This window comes from Streptococcus hillyeri (assembly GCF_003686955.1).
In the GTDB taxonomy this organism is placed as follows: domain Bacteria; phylum Bacillota; class Bacilli; order Lactobacillales; family Streptococcaceae; genus Streptococcus; species Streptococcus hillyeri.
In genome coordinates this window covers 1-16300 of record NZ_RCVM01000003.1, presented here as the reverse complement: position 1 = coordinate 16300, position 16300 = coordinate 1, and the positions used below count along the sequence as shown (strand labels likewise).

Sequence of the window (16300 nt, the reverse complement as noted above, 5' to 3'; positions counted from 1 at the left end):
GCTGACGTTGTTAGAGTTATTTTCTTCAGACAAAGGGGTGCCAAAATTTTTTTTAGCATCTGCACTTTTTTAGAAAGAAGTAAAAAAGTTATTTTTGAATTACGACAAGTATCAGCTCTGCTATTTTCCCTAAAAAATGGTAAAATAGTAGAGCTTATTTTTGTGGATTGAGAGAAATCATGGAATTTAAAAGACTAACTGAGAAGGATTTGCTTTCTTGTGCACACTTATTTGTTGACATTTTCAATGATGAGCCTTGGAATGATGAGTGGACTGTGGAAGGTGCTTTGCAATACATTACTGAATTTTATCAGACGCCAAATTTTATTGGGGTGCTAGCTGTTGAAAATGGTGAACTTCTTGGGTTTATTTACGGTGTCACACGTTCTTGGTGGTCTGGTCATGAATGCTATATTCATGAAATGGGAGTTAAAAAAGTAGCTCAGGGTCAAGGGCTAGGGACTGCTTTGCTCAATCAGCTTGTGAATGAATTAGATGAAAAAGTTAGTTTTTTGTCACTTTTGACGGACAGGGGCATGCCGGCTGAGAATTTCTATCAAAAAAATGGTTTTCAAGAAATTGAGCGCTTAGTATTTTATAGTAAAGATTTATAAGATTGGAGACTTCAAATGGGAAATCCCCTTTTAAATGGAATGAATGACAGACAGGCAGAGGCGGTAGAGACGACAGAGGGCCCCTTGCTGATCATGGCAGGAGCGGGTTCTGGGAAGACGCGTGTGTTGACGCACCGAATTGCCTATCTGATTGATGAAAAGATGGTCAATCCTTGGAATATTTTGGCCATCACCTTTACCAATAAGGCTGCGCGTGAAATGCGGGAACGTGCCATTGCTCTCAATCCTGCAACAGCAGATACGCTTATTGCGACTTTCCACAGCATGTGTGTGCGGATTTTACGCCGTGAGGCAGATCATATTGGCTACAACCGTAACTTTACCATCGTTGATCCGGGTGAGCAACGCACGCTGATGAAGCGGATTTTGAAAAATCTGAACCTGGATCCGAAAAAATGGAATGAACGTGCCATCTTGGGGACTATTTCTAATGCCAAGAATGATTTGCTGGATGAAGTGGCTTATGACAATATGGCTGGTGACATGTACACGCAGATTGTAGCTAAATGTTATAAGGCTTATCAGGAAGAATTGCGTCGTAGTGAGGCCATGGATTTTGACGACCTCATCATGATGACGCTCCGCCTTTTTGATAAAAATCCAGAGGTACTGGCTTACTACCAACAGCGTTACCAGTATATACATGTGGATGAGTACCAAGATACCAACCATGCCCAGTACCAGTTGGTGAAACTATTAGCTTCTCGTTTCAAAAATATCTGTGTTGTGGGTGATGCTGACCAATCTATTTACGGTTGGCGTGGAGCGGATATGCAAAATATCCTTGATTTTGAAAAAGATTACCCAGAAGCCAAGGTTGTTCTTTTAGAAGAAAACTATCGCTCAACGAAAAAGATTTTACAGGCTGCTAACGAAGTTATCAACAATAATAAAAATCGTCGTCCTAAAAAGTTGTGGACGCAAAATGATGATGGTGAGCAGTTGGTTTACTACCGTGCCAATGACGAGCGCGATGAGGCAGTATTTGTAGCTTCAACCATCAGCAATATGGTGCGCGAAACAGCTAAAAACTTCAAAGATTTTGCGGTACTTTATCGCACCAATGCCCAATCTCGTACCATTGAGGAAGCGCTTCTCAAATCGAATATCCCTTATACCATGGTTGGAGGCACCAAGTTCTATAGCCGTAAGGAAATTCGTGATGTGATTTCCTACCTCAACATCATTGCCAATACGGCAGATAACATTAGCTTTGAACGCATCGTCAATGAACCCAAACGTGGCGTAGGACCAGGAACTCTTGAAAAAATCCGTACCTTTGCCTACGAGCGTGACACGAGTCTCTTAGATGCTTCAGCTAATATCATGTTGTCTTCAATTAAGGGAAAAGCTGCGCAGGCAGTTTGGGACTTGGCAAACCTCATTCTCAATCTTCGAGCAGACATTGATCGGTATTCTGTGACAGAAGTCGTTGAAGCTGTTCTTGACAAATCAGGCTACTTAGAAGCTCTGCGCTTGCAAAATACCTTGGAAAGTCAAGCGCGTGTGGAAAATATTGAAGAGTTTCTATCTGTAACGAAAAACTTTGATGACAATAATGAAGACGGAGCCCCTGATGAAACAGGCTTAGACCGCCTCAGCCGTTTCTTAAATGATTTGGCGTTGATTGCTGATACAGACGATGGCAATGTGGAGTCGGCAGAGGTGACTCTTATGACCCTCCATGCGGCTAAAGGTCTGGAGTTCCCAGTTGTTTTCTTGATTGGGATGGAAGAAAATGTCTTTCCGCTAACACGTGCAGCAGAAGATCCGGATGAATTGGAAGAAGAGCGTCGCCTAGCCTATGTTGGGATTACCCGTGCTGAAGAGATTCTCTTTATGACTAATGCCAATACCCGTACCCTCTTTGGTAAAACTAGCTATAACCGCCCAACGCGCTTCCTTCGTGAAATTTCAGATGAGCTTTTGGCTTACCAAGGCTTAGCACGTCCAGCGAATACTTCCTTTATGGCGACGTCGTCACATAGCGGAGCAAAACAATTTGGGCAAGGTATGAGCCTTTCACAAGCTATTCAAGCCCGAAAAGCGCAAGCGCAACCAAGACCAATCAGTACTGCACAGCCATTTGTCAAAGGAGGTGTGCCGTTTGATAAAACAAACGATACCGCAAATGCAGACTGGCAAGTCGGGGACATCGCCGTCCATCGTAAGTGGGGAGAAGGCATTGTTCTAGAAGTTTCAGGTAGCGGAGCTACTCAGGAATTGAAAATCAAATTCCCAGAAGTTGGTCTCAAAAAACTGCTAGGCAGTGTCGCACCCATTACGAAAAAATAAGTGAGTCCTAAATGAGATAGGACAAACTATTAAGTATCATAATAACTAAAGAGGCTGGGCAAAACTCAAATTTCCGCCTTGCTGTTGAAAATTGAACAAAATAAAATGGCTTAGAATCAACGTTTTTGACGACGTTACTCTAAGCCATTTGCTATTTTTAAGACTTTTTGTCCAGCTTCTTTATACTTAACAAAAATCAAAAATTACTTTTTTGCTTCTTTCTAAAAAGGTGCGGACGCTCCAAAGGTCTGGGAGACCTTTGGAGGTGGGAAATAAGACGAACAGAGTTCGTCACAGTCGATAAGGTTTGGGGAACCTTTTGAGGTGGGAAATAAAGCTGACGAAGTCAGTGTCCCAATCTCCTACTGAGTTTCATTGCTAGATTTGAGCTTATCTCTATCGCAGTAGATGATTGGCTGTACTTGTCGACTACTCGACAGCGTCCAACCTAATCATCCTTGCGGGGGAATTGACTTTCAATTTCTGTAGTTCTCCCAAAAATCCGTTCTTATCAAGCCAATTACCCTCGCTTTTTAATTTCTAAGCTCAGGCTGAAACTGTCCACGGGGCAGTTTCACTAATAAGAATACTACCATGGCGAAAGAAGCTCTGGAAAATCAATCCATTTATTGGTTCTTGATTTGTCTTAAACTGCTAATTTTGATTTTGGGTGAGTATTAGTTGTATAGCCATTTATTTCACAAAAATAAGTTTAGCAATTGCTAGTGGAATAGTAAGTTCTTTGTTATTAAACTGAATCTGATAAGTTTGTGCATAGGTATCAATTTCGATCAAGGTAAAGTGGGTACCGAGATGAAAGTCATTGCGGTTTAAATAATTCAGTAACTCAATTTCATCGTGAACGCGAACGAGCTGATAATCGCCACTTTCCGAAACTTGTGACAACGTTTGATGATTTTTTTCTGTCAAAGGAGCATCTTTTTCTGGAATGGTACCACCGTGGGGACAAAATTCTGGGAAGTTAAGATAGTCTTCTAGACGATCAATAAACATGGTTGAAACAGCATGTTCTAAAATTTCAGCTTCCTGATGGGTTTCATCGGTCGTATAGTGAAGGTGTTCTTGGAGAAATACTTCGAGTAATCGGTGTTTTCGGTAGAGTTCCGTAACAATCAGATCTGCTTTTTCTGTTAAAGCGTATCCTAGATTCTTGTCTTTTACTACCCAGTTCTCAGCCTGCATTTTTTTCAGCATTTCAGAAACAGATGGTGTCGAAACTTGGAGATAGTCTGCAATCATTTTATTAGAAATTTTATCGCCACGCTCTCGTAAGTCGTGAATACATTTGAGATAATCTTCTTTATTGGGTGTCATATTAAACCTCGTCTCTTTTTCAAAGATTATTATAACAAAAATGTTGGTAAATGGTTGACAAAAAGCTCAACATCGTTTATCCTTTTTATAAAGTTAGGTTTACCTAACTAATCAAATAATAAAACCTAGGAGTTTCTTAGAAATGAAAAAATTAAACACACTTATGCTGACTTCAGTAGCTTTATTGGCTTTAACCGCTTGTAACAATCAGTCTTCTGGCACAAAGACTGCCAAAGAAAAGCCAGTTGTTACGGTTACCACATCATTTTTAGATGATATGGTCAATGAATTGGCTGGAGATTTGGTTGAGCGCCAACTGATTATTCCAGCAGGAGAAGATCCTCACCTTTATACCGCTAAGTCTAGTGATTTGAAGAAATTGCAAGAAGCTGACCTTGTTCTTTATCACGGTTTACATTTTGAAGGAAAAATGATTGAAGCCCTTGAAGAAAAAGGCTCTGCTGTAACCCGCAATTTCACTAAAGGTGAGATTGGAACGATGGAAGAAGATGGTGAAGATGTCGTTGACCCACACTTTTGGTTTGATGTAGACCTTTACCAAAAAGCAGTAGAGGCAGCATCAGATGATTTGCAAGAGTTATTGCCCAATAAAAAAGAAGTTATTGAGAAAAATGAAAAGGCTTATTTAACAGAACTCGATGAGCTTGATAAGTGGAATAAAGAACAATTATCACTTGTTCCTGAGAAAAGCCGCTATTTAGTGACACCGCATGATGCCTTTAACTATTTTGCAAATCGTTACGGTTTTACACTTTATGCACCACAAGGGGTTAGCACGGAGTCAGAAGTTGCTAATAGCGATATGATTAAAACGGTTGATTTGATTATTGATCACAATATTAAAGCTATTTTCACTGAATCCACAACAAATCCAGAACGTATGAAGAAGCTTCAAGAAGCTGTCAAAGCCAAAGGTGGTTCAGTAGAGGTTGTTACTGGAGAACATAAGGAGCTTTTCTCAGATTCATTAGCACCTGCGGGTGAAAAAGGGGACACTTATGTCGATATGTATAAACACAATATTAAATTGATTGTTGATTATCTGAAATAAAGAGGAGGAAAGTCATGAATGCAGCTATTCGAGTGTCTGATTTGACGGTAGCTTATCAGCACGTACTAGCGCTAGAAAATGTTAATCTTGTTATTCCACAGGGAAGTCGCTGTGCTATTGTAGGCCCAAATGGTGCTGGGAAGTCCACATTATTCAAAAGTCTTTTAGGATTTGAAAAGTATAATAGTGGTAAGATAGAATTATTGGGGCAATCGGGCAATTTATCACAGATTATCGCAAGTAGGATAGCTTACATTCCACAAGCTAGTCAAGTGAACTGGCAATTTCCAGCAACGGTTTATGATATTGTTCTTACGGGACGTTATCCGCACATCAAAAATTGGTTGAAACGTCCAACAAGCAAGGACAAAGACATTGTGATTTCTTCCTTAGAAAAAATGAACCTGTTGGATTTAAAAGATAGACAAATTAGTGAATTATCAGGAGGGCAGAGACAACGTGTCTTTATTGCTCGTGCCTTGGCACAAGAAGCAGAGCTTTACCTCATGGACGAGCCTCTTGCTGGTATTGACATTAAGACAGAAGAAATTATCATGTCAATTTTGAAGGAATTTCAAGAACAAGGGAAAACATCCGTCGTTATCCACCACGATTTGAATACTCTAGAAAGTTATTTTGATCATTTGGTCTGGTTAAATAAGACTTGTGTAGCTGATGGCCCTTTAGCTGAAACCCTAACGCTAGATAATTATCAAAAAGCCTATCAGAGTCCTGCCCAGCATTTTTTTAAAGGAAAGGGTGAGGGAGGTTGGCGTAATGCTTGAGGTTTTAACGGATTATTCGTTTATTACGGTAGCGATAGGAATCACACTTTTTGCACTAGCAACCTGCTTGGTCGGGACGATTAGTGTTTTGACTAAGCAAAGTTTGGTTGGTGATACTTTGGGACATGCTTCATATCCTGGTGTGATAGTTGCCTTTATGGTGTTTCAATCTCGAAATCCCTTTCTCCTTATGCTAGGAGCGATGTTTTCAGGTTATCTTTCATATACGATGGTCTATTGGATCAAAAAGCATAGCGGACAACCACTATTAAATATTTTATCTCTAGTATCGGTGTCATTTTTTGGTCTTGGAATGGTGCTCAAGCAGCTGCTACAAGGAAACCCGCATTTTGCTCAAAGTTCTCAAGCTGGGTTACAAAATTATCTTTTTGGACAAGCTGCCTTTATTCGTTTTGAAGATATTTTGCTTATTGCTGGGGTGTCAAGTTTTGCCCTTATCGTTTTTGGTTTAACTTACCCAGCTTTTAAGCTCTACCTTTTTGATCAAGGATTTGCCCAAAGCGTCGGTATCTCAACCATTTTTTTGCAACAACTGATTATTTTATTGATGATTAGTTTGATTGCTGTTGGGTTGAAGGTAGTTGGTGCTGTGTTGATTTCAGCTTTTTTGATTGCACCTGCAACTATTGGACTTTTCTGGGCAAAACATTATCGAGTAACCTTGATTTTAGCTGCTATCTCTGCTATTTTTTCAACCTTAGTCGGAACTTACTTAAGTTCGATTATTTCAGGACTTTCTACCGGTCCGACGATTATTTTGGTCATGAGTTTACTGGCTTTAATGTCTTATAGCTTAACCAGAAAAGGGGGACGCCATGTCTGAAGTCTTACTCATTTTACTTTTAATGGGATTGTCGTGTGGCCTTCTAGGTAGTCTTTTGGTACTTCGCAACCAGTCTATGTTGGCTGATGCACTGGCGCATTCTGTTCTTTTAGGTATCGTATTGGGCTTTTTCGTGGCGCGTAGTTTGGATAGTCCAATTTTAGTGCTAGGAGCTACTCTATTTGGTGTCTTAGCGGTGTTTGCGATTGAAAGTATCAGTTCAGGGAATTTGACCCATGATGCAGCGACAGGTCTTGTTTTTACGACATTTTTTGCCTTAGGTGTCATCCTCATTTCAGTTTTTGCAAGAAATGTTCATTTGGACTTAGATATTGTCCTTATGGGGGAGGTCTTATTTACACCATTGAATAGGATTGATATTTTAGGGATGTCCTTACCAGTAGCCTTGGCGAAATCAGCAGGATTGCTTCTGGTTGTTCTCCTCTTTTTTGGAATCTTCTATAACCACCTTAAGCTCTTTCTGTTTGATAGGAATCAGGCACAATTGTCTAGGTTATCTGTTAAAGCCCTTCAAATAGTGATTGTCTTTCTAGTTTCCTTGACGGTAGTTATCGCCTTTGACATTGCAGGTTCTATTACAGTCATTAGTTTTTTAGTGGCTCCGGCAATGGCTGCGCAGCTTTGGTCAAGACATTTTCATAGTTTTCTAGGCTTTGTAGGTCTTTTCAGTTCTCTGATGGTTATTATTGGCTATGTTTTGGGAATACATTTTGACCTCAGTTTATCAGGAATTTGTGCGGTAACAGGCTTGGGTGTTTATGTTCTAGCTTTACTTGTTAGAAAATTAAAGGTATAGTTTTAAACTATACCTTTTTTCATGGAATAAGTATTGGTCAGCTCTGCTTTTTTTCGCTAAAATAAGAAAAAAGAAAGCGAGAATTGATATGACAAGAGAATTTTCATTTGAAACCTTGCAATTACATGCTGGGCAAAAACCTGATGCTGAGACAAAATCACGTGCAGTGCCTATTTATCAAACGACTTCTTATGTTTTTGATGATGTTCAAGAAGGTGAAGATCTCTTTGCATTGAGAAAGCCTGGAAATATTTATACGCGTATTGGCAATCCTACGGTAGCAGTTTTTGAAGATAGAGTTGCTGCACTTGAAAAGGGAGTTGGTGCTTTAGCGACTGCCTCAGGAATGGCTGCTATTACCTATACTGTACTTGGCTTAGCGCATGCAGGGGACCATGTGGTAGCTGCGACAACCATTTACGGTGGGACCTTTAATCTTCTAAAAGAAACTTTACCACGCTATGGGATTACGACAACATTTGTCAACATTGAAAATCTAGACGAAGTAGAAGCGGCTATTCAAGATAATACGAAGTTAGTATTGATTGAAACATTAGGTAATCCTCTCATTAACATTCCAGATATTGAAAAAGTAGCTGAACTGACACATGCCCATAAGATTCCGCTTGTGGCAGATAATACTTTTGGAACACCGTATTTGATTAATGTATTTGAACATGGGGTTGATATCTCGGTTCATTCTGCCACAAAGTTTATTGGTGGACACGGTACGACAATTGGCGGTATCATTGTTGATAGTGGTCAATTTGATTGGGAGGCTTCTGGTAAGTTCCCACAATTCGTGGAAGAAGATGACTCTTATCACAATATTTCCTATACACGAGACATTGGTGCGGCAGCATTCGTTACGGCTTTGCGTGTGCAACTCTTGCGTGATACTGGAGCGGCTATTTCACCTTTTAATGCTTTCCTCTTGTTACAAGGGCTAGAAACGCTATCGTTGCGTGTGGAACGTCATGTGGAAAATGCGAAAAAAATTGCTGAATTTTTAGAAAATCATCCGAAGGTTGAAAAAGTGAATTACCCTAGCTTGCCATCAAGTCCTTACTATGAATTGGCACAAAAATACTTGCCAAAAGGTGCAGGTTCTATTTTCACATTCCATGTCAAAGGTGATGATAAGGATGCAGCGACTGTTATTGATAATTTGGAAATCTTCTCCAACCTTGCCAATGTTGCGGATGCCAAATCATTAGTTGTACATCCTTATACAACAACGCATGCGCAGCTGTCTCCGGAAGATTTAGCGGCATGTGGTGTGACACCAAATCAAATCCGTATTTCTGTCGGTCTTGAAAATGTTGATGATTTGATTGAAGATTTGAATGTAGCCTTGGAAAAGATTTAAGTGATTATTAAAGAGAAAGAATTGGAGTGCTTATGACAAAGTTATTAGATGCCTTTCAGGTTTTTAAATCAGCCAGATTAGTTAATTTAACTCATAAAATTGATGAAAATAGCCCACATTTTCCTGCCCTTCCTAGCCTAGAGAAAAAGGATATTTTTACTCTAAAAGATGGTTTTCATGTGCAACAATTTACAGTGGTTGGGCAATATGGAACCCATATTGATGCCCCAATTCACTTCGTAGAAGGTGGGAAATGGCTAGACCAAATTGCTCTGGAAGACCTTCTTTTACCTCTTTATGTGATTGATAAGTCACAAGCCGTTGCAGAAAATCCAAATTATGAATTAACAAAACAGGACATCTTGGATTTTGAAGCAGAGTATGGTCAAATTGAATCAGGTGCCCAACAGACTCCTGGGTGGTCTCGTGAAGCTCTAGAGTTTTTAATCCATGAGCGAGGTGTTAAGGCAGTCGGACATGAAACCTTAGATACAGACAGTGGTAAGTCTGCATTTGAGAATGGCGGAGCTTTAAAACAAGAATACTATCTCCTTGAGCAAGGCATTTATCAAGTTGAAGTTTTGGCAAATCTAGACCAGTTACCAGCGACTGGAAGTGTCATTTCAATTGCCTATCCCAACTGGAAAGAAGCAACAGGTTCACCAGTTCGTGCAGTTGCTTATGTGAATAAATGATAACCTATCGAAAACTCGTTTTTATAGCGAGTTTTTTTGGTATAATAAAAAGGATTAAACAAGTAGAAAGAATAACTATGGATACGATTTTATCAAGTCGCCTAACTGAAGTGGCGACATTTGTCCCAAAAGGAAGTAAACTGTTAGATGTTGGAAGCGACCATGCCTACCTACCCATTGCCTTAATCCAGTCTGGTCACATTTCTTCAGCCATTGCTGGGGAAGTAGTTCAAGGTCCTTACGATTCTGCGGTGAAAAATGTAGCTAAATATGGTCTGTCTGATCAGATTGATGTGCGCTTAGCTAATGGTTTAGCTGCTTTTGAAGTGACTGATGGTGTCAATGCCATTACGATTTGTGGTATGGGTGGGCGCCTAATTGCGGATATTTTAGAGGCTGGAAAAGAAAAGCTGGCGCAGGTAGAACGTCTGATTTTACAGCCTAATAACCGTGAGGATGACTTACGAACATGGCTGATGGCAAATGAATTTACCATTGTCGCTGAAAAAATCATGACTGAAAATGACAAATCTTATGAAATTTTAGTCGCTGAGCATGGTAAAGAAGTGTTGACCAAAACGGAATTGCGTTTTGGGAAGCACTTATTAACCGAAAAATCAGAGACTTTCGTAGCCAAATGGGTGCGTGAAATCGAAAAATTAGAAGTGGCACTGTCACAGATTCCAGAAAATAATGACAGTGACCGCTCTGCTCTTTTCCAAAAAATCGAAATCATCAAGGAGGTACTCAATGGTTCTGGCAAGTGATGTTATCGCACGATATGAAGCCTTTTGTCCGAAAGAGCTAACCATGGAAGGGGATGTCGTCGGTCTGCAAATTGGTAGTTTAAAGAAAGACATCAAGCGTGTCATGGTGACTTTGGATGTCCGTGAGACTGTTGTGGCAGAAGCCATCTCCAATGATGTCGACCTCATTATAACCAAGCATGCTCCGATTTTTAAAGGGCTCAAAGACTTGGTGTCAAGTCCTCAGCGTGATATTTTGCTGGACCTGGTTAAGCATGATATCGCTGTTTATGTCAGTCATACTAACATCGATGTTGTCCCTGGTGGCTTAAGTGACTGGTTTTGTGAGTTGTTGGAGATAGAAGATACAGAACCTCTATCTCTAACCAAGGATCAGATGGGGCTAGGGCGCATTGGCACAATTGCCGAGCAGACAGTTGAGGAGTTGGCGCTTAAAGTAAAAAACGTGTTTGAACTTGATAGTGTTCGTTTAATTTCCTATGATAAAGGAAATCCCATCGTAAGGCGCGTGGCGATTTGTGGCGGTTCTGGTGATGACTTTTACCCATTAGCAGTAGCAAAAGGGGCAGATATTTATATTACAGGTGATATTTATTATCACACTGCTCAAGAAATGCTGACAGAAGGGCTTTTGGGGATTGATCCTGGACATCATATTGAAGTGCTTTTTATTAAAAAAATAGCAGAGCTTTTACGCCAGTGGACGTTTGACAATCATTGGGACATTGAAGTTTTAGAAGCTTCCAGTAATACCAATCCTTTTTATCATCTATAAGACTAGAAAGTGTTTGAAAAACCATGATGAATAATGTATTGTCTTTAAATCCAGTTCTTTTAGCTTTTTTAGCAGGGCTTTTTACATGGGGCTGTACCGTTTTAGGTGCTGCGATTGTTTTCTTCTTCAAAACGATTAATCGCAAGTTATTAGATACCATGAATGGCTTACGGGAAGTGGTCTTGGTTCCCTGCAGCTATTGGTTTTTTAGCAGGTGGTTTCAGCCTACGAGTGATAGATGCTGTTGTTCCTCATTTGCATCTTGGGAAACATAAGTCAGAAGCAGAAGGTATTGAACCAGAAAAATTATCAAAAACTGCTTTGCTCTTTTTAGCCATTACAATTCATAATTTCCCAGAAGGTCTGGCTGTTGGTGTTACCTTTGGTTCTTTAGCCAATGGTAACATGACACAAGCGGCTATTGCAGGTGCTATGGGCTTAGCTTTGGGGATTGGTCTTCAAAATATTCCAGAAGGTGCGGCGCTTTCTATTCCTATTCGGACAGAAGGAAAATCGCGGAGTGCAGCCTTTTTCTGGGGAGCCATGTCTGCGATTGTTGAGCCATTAGGAGCGGTATTAGGAGCTGCGCTTGTACTGTGGATGTTGGCGATTATTCCATACGCCCTGTCTTTTGCAGCAGGAGCGATGATTTTCGTTGTCGTTGAAGAATTGATACCTGAGTCTCAGACAAACGGTAATACGGATGTGGCAACATTGGGATTGATGCTTGGATTTGTGACCATGATGGTAATGGATGTTGCGTTGGGGTAAATGATGAAAAAAATAGCAATTATTGGAGCTGGAATTGTCGGTTCGACAGCAGCTTACTATCTTTCAAAAAGTGATGTTGAGGTTACGATTTTTGATGAGGGGATAGGGCAGGCGACAAAGGCTGCCGCTGGCATTATCTGTCCTTGGTTCTCACGTCGTCGTCACAAGGCTTGGTACCGTTTGGCTCGCTTTGGAGCAGATTTTTATCCAGAGCTGTTACGTGATTTAAAAGAGGATGGTGTGGCGACAGATTTTTATGACCAGTCAGGTGCTCTTCTTCTCAAATCGCGTCCAGAATACTTGGAAGAATTACATGAATTGGCTGAGTCACGATTGGTGGAATCTCCACTAATTGGTTCCCTCTCTGTCCAAACCTTAGCAGAAGTTCAAAAAAGATTTCCAGATTTAACTGGCTTTGATAAGGGAATTTTAGCCAGTGGTGCTGCACGTGTTGAAGGTTCTCAATTAACTGAGACCTTAATTAAGGCATCTGGCTTTACTCTTTTAAAGGAAAAAGCAGAGCTGAAACGTTTGTCAGATGGTACTTATAGGGTTAATGGTCAGGTATTTGATTCGGTCATTTTAGCCTGCGGAGCTTGGTTACCAGAAATCTTAGAACCACTTGGCTATCAGGTAGATGTAAGTCCGCAAAAGGGACAATTACGAGACTATTATTTTGATGATTTGGAAACAGGACACAACCCTGTCATTATTCCAGAGGGAGAAATTGATGTCATTCCTTTTGCTGGTGGTAAAGTCTCTGTTGGAGCTAGTCATGAGAAAAATATGGGATTTGATTTGACCGTTGATGAAAGCATTTTAGTAGATTTTGAAGAGAAAGCGTCAGCCTTTTTCCCAAGACTAAAAGAAGCAAGTCATAAAAATGATCGTATCGGTATTAGAGCCTACACCAGTGATTTTTGTCCCTTTATAGGTGAAATTCCAGACCTCAATGGTGTTTATGCCGTTAGCGGACTTGGATCATCAGGACTAACGACAGGGCCTCTCTTAGGAAAAATGCTTAGTCAGCTCGTTACCAATCAAACACCAGACTTGTCTGTCTCTGACTATCCTATCGAGCGTTATATTAATCAATGACACATATCATAAAATATGATAGAATAAAATGATTAGATATTTAAGGAGAAAACCATGAAAGGTATTATTCTCGCAGGTGGGTCTGGTACACGCTTGTACCCACTAACTCGAGCAGCATCAAAACAATTGATGCCGGTTTACGATAAACCAATGATTTACTACCCATTATCAGTTCTGATGTTGGCTGGTATTAAGGACATTTTAGTGATCTCTACGCCACAAGATTTGCCTCGTTTTGAGGAATTACTTGGTGATGGTTCTGAATTTGGGATTTCACTCTCTTATGCAGAGCAACCAAGTCCAGATGGTTTGGCACAAGCCTTTATCATCGGTGAAGAATTTATCGGTGATGACAGTGTTGCCCTTATCTTAGGAGATAACATTTACCACGGTCCAGGTCTTTCAGCAATGCTTCAACGTGCTGCGGCGAAAGAAAGCGGAGCAACTGTTTTTGGTTACCAAGTTAAAGACCCAGAGCGTTTTGGTGTGGTTGAATTTGATAAGGATATGAATGCTATTTCTATCGAAGAAAAACCTGAGCAACCAAAATCAAACTATGCAGTTACAGGACTTTATTTCTACGATAATGATGTTGTAGAGATTGCCAAAAATATCAAACCATCTCCTCGTGGTGAATTGGAAATCACAGATGTTAATAAGGCTTACCTTGAGCGTGGTGATTTGTCAGTTGAAGTCATGGGACGTGGTTTTGCATGGCTTGATACAGGGACTCATGAAAGTTTGCTTGAAGCAGCGCAATACATTGAGACTGTTCAACGTATGCAAAATGTTCAAGTGGCAAACCTTGAAGAAATTTCGTATCGTATGGGTTATATTACCAAAGAACAAGTCCTTGAATTAGCACAACCGCTTAAGAAAAATGAATACGGACAATATTTGCTTCGTTTAATTGGAGAGGCTTAATGACAGAACAATTTTTTGATAAAGACTTAGCATGCCGTGAAGTTCCAGGTATTCCAGGAATGTTAGAATTTGATATTCCAGTGCGTGGGGATAACCGCGGTTGGTTTAAAGAAAACTTCCAAAAAGAAAAAATGGTACCGTTAGGATTTCCAGAAAGTTTCTTTGAAGAAGGAAAATTACAAAATAACATTTCTTTCAATAAGAAACATACCCTTCGTGGCTTGCACGCAGAGCCTTGGGATAAATACGTGTCAATTGCAGATGAAGGAAGAGTGATTGGTTCTTGGGTAGACCTTCGTGAAGGTGACACCTTTGGAAACACTTATCAGACAGTTATTGACGCTTCTAAAGGAATTTTTGTGCCACGTGGTGTAGCCAATGGTTTCCAAGTGTTGTCAGATACTGCGGCTTACACTTACCTTGTAAACGACTACTGGGCACTTGAGTTAAAACCTAAATATGCCTTTGTTAACTACGCTGACCCAACCCTCGGTATTAAGTGGGAAAATCTTGAGGCAGCAGAAGTGTCAGAAGCAGATAAAAATCATCCCCTTCTCAAAGATGTCAAACCATTGAAAAAAGAAGAGTTGTAAGAGTAACTAAGTTACTAATAGAAGTGTAAAGCAAACTAGAAATAAGAAAATATGAAAGGAATGTTCCATTTTTTATAAAATGGAACACGGGACGACATTCCTAGAAAACTCTTTCCAGATGCCAAGCATCTTTGTCAGATTTTCTAGTTTTCTAGAATGTTTCGAGAGTGAAATGTCCCTTTGTATCTTAAAATCATGTCAGAATTTAAAAATATCATCGTCACAGGTGGAGCTGGTTTTATCGGTTCTAACTTTGTGCACTACGTCTATAACAATCATCCAGATGTTCATGTAACAGTCTTGGACAAATTAACTTACGCGGGTAACCGTGCGAACTTGGAAGCAATCTTAGGCGACCGAGTCGAGCTTGTTGTTGGGGACATCGCTGACGCTGAGTTAGTAAACCAATTGGCAGCAAAATCAGATGCCATTGTTCACTATGCAGCTGAAAGCCACAATGATAACTCATTGAACGATCCAAGTCCATTTATCCACACCAACTTTATTGGTACTTACACATTGTTGGAAGCAGCTCGTAAATATGACATTCGTTTCCACCATGTGTCAACAGATGAAGTGTATGGTGACCTTCCTCTTCGTGAAGATTTACCAGGTCACGGTGAAGGTCCAGGTGAGAAATTTACAGCTGAAACCAACTACAACCCATCATCTCCTTACTCATCAACCAAGGCTGCATCAGACTTGATTGTTAAGGCTTGGGTACGTTCATTTGGTGTGAAAGCTACGATTTCTAACTGTTCAAATAACTATGGACCATACCAGCACATTGAGAAATTCATCCCACGCCAGATTACCAATATTTTGGCAGGTATCAAACCAAAACTTTACGGTGAAGGTAAAAATGTTCGTGACTGGATTCACACCAATGACCACTCAACAGGTGTTTGGGCTATCTTGACCAAAGGTCGTATCGGTGAGACTTACCTTATCGGAGCCGATGGTGAGAAAAATAACAAAGAAGTGCTTGAGTTGATTCTTGAGAAAATGGGTCAACCAAAAGATGCTTACGATCATGTGACAGACCGTGCAGGTCACGACCTTCGTTACGCTATTGATTCAACAAAACTTCGTGAAGAATTAGGTTGGGAGCCACAATTTACCAACTTCTCAGAAGGTTTGGAAGAAACCATCGCTTGGTACACAGAAAACCAAGATTGGTGGAAAGCTGAAAAAGAAGCCGTTGAAGCAAACTACGCTAAGACGCAAGAAGTGATTAAATAAAACATTAAGAAGCCTATTACATCAACGTTTTAACGCTATGTAGTAGGTTTTTTATTTTGTTTTGGGGCATTTTGGATGAGTATAACTACTTGAAAGAACAATATCCCATCCTTCTGATTTCTTTTTAAACTTTTTTGAGATAAAAATTGAAAAAAAGCTAAATTCCCAAACTAACTTCCACCGTCTGTTAAAGTGGAAGTTAATCTGATAAAACCTCTAACAACCAGTGGAAATCCGTGTCAGGGTAAGTTCCACTGGTTTTTATAATGGTTGATTTTATTGC

15 protein-coding genes and 1 pseudogene are annotated in these 16300 nt (G+C 40.2%); 15 read left to right on the top strand and 1 reads right to left on the bottom strand.

Annotated elements, in window-relative coordinates:
- The first annotated feature begins 179 nt into the window (after window positions 1-179).
- Both EAF07_RS02610 and pcrA read left to right on the top strand, forming a co-directional pair.
- A complete protein-coding gene (locus tag EAF07_RS02610; protein WP_121834745.1) occupies window positions 180-614 on the top strand; it encodes a GNAT family N-acetyltransferase in 435 nt (144 codons plus the stop codon).
- A gap of 15 nt (window positions 615-629) precedes the next feature.
- Window positions 630-2930: a DNA helicase PcrA gene (pcrA, locus tag EAF07_RS02605; RefSeq protein WP_121834744.1), complete on the top strand. Its 2301-nt coding sequence runs from the start codon at window positions 630-632 to the stop codon at window positions 2928-2930.
- Window positions 2931-3623: 693 nt separating this feature from the next.
- Here pcrA and EAF07_RS02600 read toward each other — a convergent pair.
- Window positions 3624-4265, bottom strand: coding sequence for a metal-dependent transcriptional regulator (locus EAF07_RS02600; protein ID WP_121834743.1), 642 nt, complete (start codon window positions 4263-4265; stop codon window positions 3624-3626).
- A gap of 142 nt (window positions 4266-4407) precedes the next feature.
- Here EAF07_RS02600 and EAF07_RS02595 point away from each other — a divergent pair, with 142 nt between their 5' ends.
- From EAF07_RS02595 to rfbB, 13 genes and pseudogenes are all read left to right on the top strand, one after another.
- Window positions 4408-5337 (top strand): metal ABC transporter solute-binding protein, Zn/Mn family, encoded by a 930-nt coding sequence (locus tag EAF07_RS02595; RefSeq protein ID WP_121834742.1) that lies wholly within the window; start codon window positions 4408-4410, stop codon window positions 5335-5337.
- A gap of 14 nt (window positions 5338-5351) precedes the next feature.
- Complete coding sequence (locus tag EAF07_RS02590; RefSeq protein ID WP_121834741.1) at window positions 5352-6122, top strand: metal ABC transporter ATP-binding protein; 771 nt, start codon at window positions 5352-5354, stop codon at window positions 6120-6122.
- The gene (locus EAF07_RS02585) at window positions 6115-6966 is read left to right on the top strand and encodes a metal ABC transporter permease (protein ID WP_121834740.1); all 852 of its coding nucleotides are present in this window, start codon (window positions 6115-6117) and stop codon (window positions 6964-6966) included. Before EAF07_RS02590 ends, EAF07_RS02585 begins: the two co-directional genes overlap by 8 nt.
- Window positions 6959-7783, top strand: a complete 825-nt coding sequence (locus tag EAF07_RS02580) for a metal ABC transporter permease (RefSeq protein WP_121834739.1) — start codon at window positions 6959-6961, stop codon at window positions 7781-7783. The genes EAF07_RS02585 and EAF07_RS02580 overlap by 8 nt, the downstream gene beginning before the upstream one ends.
- Window positions 7784-7871: 88 nt before the next feature.
- On the top strand, window positions 7872-9152 hold the full coding sequence (locus EAF07_RS02575) for an O-acetylhomoserine aminocarboxypropyltransferase/cysteine synthase family protein (RefSeq protein ID WP_121834738.1): 1281 nt from the start codon (window positions 7872-7874) through the stop codon (window positions 9150-9152).
- 32 nt (window positions 9153-9184) lie between these two features.
- On the top strand, window positions 9185-9847 hold the full coding sequence (locus tag EAF07_RS02570; protein ID WP_121834737.1) for a cyclase family protein: 663 nt from the start codon (window positions 9185-9187) through the stop codon (window positions 9845-9847).
- Window positions 9848-9924: 77 nt separating this feature from the next.
- Window positions 9925-10614 (top strand): tRNA (adenine(22)-N(1))-methyltransferase, encoded by a 690-nt coding sequence (locus EAF07_RS02565; RefSeq protein ID WP_121834736.1) that lies wholly within the window; start codon window positions 9925-9927, stop codon window positions 10612-10614.
- Window positions 10598-11389, top strand: a complete 792-nt coding sequence (locus EAF07_RS02560) for a Nif3-like dinuclear metal center hexameric protein (RefSeq protein WP_121834735.1) — start codon at window positions 10598-10600, stop codon at window positions 11387-11389. Before EAF07_RS02565 ends, EAF07_RS02560 begins: the two co-directional genes overlap by 17 nt.
- A gap of 26 nt (window positions 11390-11415) precedes the next feature.
- Window positions 11416-12160, top strand: a pseudogene (locus tag EAF07_RS02555) (ZIP family metal transporter).
- Window positions 12161-12163: 3 nt separating this feature from the next.
- Window positions 12164-13258, top strand: coding sequence for an NAD(P)/FAD-dependent oxidoreductase (locus EAF07_RS02550; RefSeq protein ID WP_121834863.1), 1095 nt, complete (start codon window positions 12164-12166; stop codon window positions 13256-13258).
- A gap of 54 nt (window positions 13259-13312) precedes the next feature.
- Window positions 13313-14182 carry a glucose-1-phosphate thymidylyltransferase RfbA gene (rfbA, locus tag EAF07_RS02545; protein ID WP_121834734.1) on the top strand — a complete coding sequence of 290 codons (870 nt, stop codon included), beginning with the start codon at window positions 13313-13315 and terminating at the stop codon, window positions 14180-14182.
- The gene (locus EAF07_RS02540; RefSeq protein WP_121834733.1) at window positions 14182-14775 is read left to right on the top strand and encodes a dTDP-4-dehydrorhamnose 3,5-epimerase family protein; all 594 of its coding nucleotides are present in this window, start codon (window positions 14182-14184) and stop codon (window positions 14773-14775) included. The genes rfbA and EAF07_RS02540 overlap by 1 nt, the downstream gene beginning before the upstream one ends.
- Before the next feature lie 195 nt (window positions 14776-14970).
- Complete coding sequence (rfbB, locus tag EAF07_RS02535; RefSeq protein WP_121834732.1) at window positions 14971-16017, top strand: dTDP-glucose 4,6-dehydratase; 1047 nt, start codon at window positions 14971-14973, stop codon at window positions 16015-16017.
- Window positions 16018-16300: the final 283 nt, after the last annotated feature.

Excerpts from the sequence above, each read along its gene's own strand:
- EAF07_RS02550 (WP_121834863.1), top strand. The coding sequence starts at position 12,164 with ATGAAAAAAATAGCAATTATTGGAGCTGGAATTGTCGGTTCGACAGCA.
- EAF07_RS02570 (WP_121834737.1), top strand. The coding sequence starts at position 9,185 with ATGACAAAGTTATTAGATGCCTTTCAGGTTTTTAAATCAGCCAGATTA.
- rfbA (WP_121834734.1), top strand. The coding sequence starts at position 13,313 with ATGAAAGGTATTATTCTCGCAGGTGGGTCTGGTACACGCTTGTACCCA.
- EAF07_RS02590 (WP_121834741.1), top strand. The coding sequence starts at position 5,352 with ATGAATGCAGCTATTCGAGTGTCTGATTTGACGGTAGCTTATCAGCAC.
- EAF07_RS02540 (WP_121834733.1), top strand. The coding sequence starts at position 14,182 with ATGACAGAACAATTTTTTGATAAAGACTTAGCATGCCGTGAAGTTCCA.
- EAF07_RS02585 (WP_121834740.1), top strand. The coding sequence starts at position 6,115 with ATGCTTGAGGTTTTAACGGATTATTCGTTTATTACGGTAGCGATAGGA.
- EAF07_RS02560 (WP_121834735.1), top strand. The coding sequence starts at position 10,598 with ATGGTTCTGGCAAGTGATGTTATCGCACGATATGAAGCCTTTTGTCCG.
- EAF07_RS02580 (WP_121834739.1), top strand. The coding sequence starts at position 6,959 with ATGTCTGAAGTCTTACTCATTTTACTTTTAATGGGATTGTCGTGTGGC.
- EAF07_RS02565 (WP_121834736.1), top strand. The coding sequence starts at position 9,925 with ATGGATACGATTTTATCAAGTCGCCTAACTGAAGTGGCGACATTTGTC.
- EAF07_RS02595 (WP_121834742.1), top strand. The coding sequence starts at position 4,408 with ATGAAAAAATTAAACACACTTATGCTGACTTCAGTAGCTTTATTGGCT.
- EAF07_RS02575 (WP_121834738.1), top strand. The coding sequence starts at position 7,872 with ATGACAAGAGAATTTTCATTTGAAACCTTGCAATTACATGCTGGGCAA.
- EAF07_RS02600 (WP_121834743.1), bottom strand. The coding sequence starts at position 4,265 with ATGACACCCAATAAAGAAGATTATCTCAAATGTATTCACGACTTACGA.
- rfbB (WP_121834732.1), top strand. The coding sequence starts at position 14,971 with ATGTCAGAATTTAAAAATATCATCGTCACAGGTGGAGCTGGTTTTATC.
- pcrA (WP_121834744.1), top strand. The coding sequence starts at position 630 with ATGGGAAATCCCCTTTTAAATGGAATGAATGACAGACAGGCAGAGGCG.
- EAF07_RS02610 (WP_121834745.1), top strand. The coding sequence starts at position 180 with ATGGAATTTAAAAGACTAACTGAGAAGGATTTGCTTTCTTGTGCACAC.